General features: G+C 68.7%; 1 protein-coding gene. It reads left to right on the top strand.

The genetic code is table 11. The annotated features are described in order from the left end of the window. A partial coding sequence (locus DBR34_RS18285; protein ID WP_258224107.1) for a glutamate-5-semialdehyde dehydrogenase occupies positions 1-977 on the top strand: 977 nt, incomplete at its 5' end. Positions 978-1,165 lie beyond the last annotated feature (188 nt).

The raw sequence follows: 1,165 nt of genomic DNA, 5'->3' as shown, positions 1-1,165 counted from the left end.
ATCCGGTGGGCCTGGTCACCCGTGACGACGTGCGCCCCAACGGCATCCGCGTGCAGAAAGTGCGCGTGCCGCTGGGTGTGATCGTGATGATCTACGAAGCCCGCCCGAACGTGACCGCCGATGCTGCCGCGCTGTGCATCAAGGCGGGCAACGGGGTGATCCTGCGCGGTGGCTCGGAAGCCATCCACTCCAACACCGCCATTGCCGCCGCGCTCAAGCGCGCGCTGCGCGAGGCAGGCGTGGCCGACGCGGCGTTGACGCTGGTCGAGGACCTGCGCCGCGAGACCATGCTGGAACTGCTGCAGCTCAACGACCTGGTCGACCTGGCGATCCCGCGCGGCGGCGAAGGCCTGATCCGCTTCGTGGCCGAGCATGCGCGGGTGCCGGTGATCAAGCATTACAAGGGCGTGTGCCACCTGTACGTGGACCGCGCGGCGAACCTCGAACGGGCACTGGCGCTGCTGGTGGACGGCAAGTGCAGCCGGCCGTCGGCCTGCAACTCGCTGGAAACGCTGCTGGTGCATGCCGACATAGCGGCCACCTTCCTACCGCTGGCCGACACGGCACTGCGCGCACGCGGGGTGCAGCTGCGCGCCGATGACCGTGCGCGCCAGTGGCTCACCGATGCACAGCCGGCTAGCGAGGCCGACTACGCTGCCGAATACCTGGACCTGATCATCGCCGTGCGCGTGGTCGATGACCTCGACCAGGCGCTGGCCCATATCCAGCAGTACAGCTCGGACCACACCGAGGTGATCGCCACCGAGGATGCACAGGCGGCCGAACAGTTCGTGCACGCCTTGCGCTCGGCGGTGGTGATGGTCAACGCATCGTCGCGGTTCTCCGACGGCGGCGAACTGGGCCTGGGCGCGGAGATCGGCATTTCGACCACACGCCTGCACGCCTACGGCCCGATGGGCCTGGAGGCGCTCACGGTCGAACGGTTCGTGGTGCGCGGGGAAGGGCAGACGCGGTAGGTGAGGTGTTGTTTGCAGGGCTGCCGCCCTGCGCCCGCTACCGCCACGGCAACCGCAACTGCAACTGCAACTGCAACTGCAACGGCAACGTCAGAAGCTTGCCATCCGTGGGACGGCGGGGTGGGTCCGGTTGCGGGGGACGCCGTAAACCCGTCCCTGGGGGCTTGGCCGCGGCATCCATGCCGCGG

This window comes from Stenotrophomonas sp. HMWF003, assembly GCF_003061285.1.
Classification (GTDB): Bacteria; Pseudomonadota; Gammaproteobacteria; order Xanthomonadales; family Xanthomonadaceae; genus Stenotrophomonas; species Stenotrophomonas maltophilia_AP.
The sequence above is the reverse complement of the archived record's forward strand: the minus strand, read 5'-3'. Positions and strand labels throughout refer to the sequence as shown.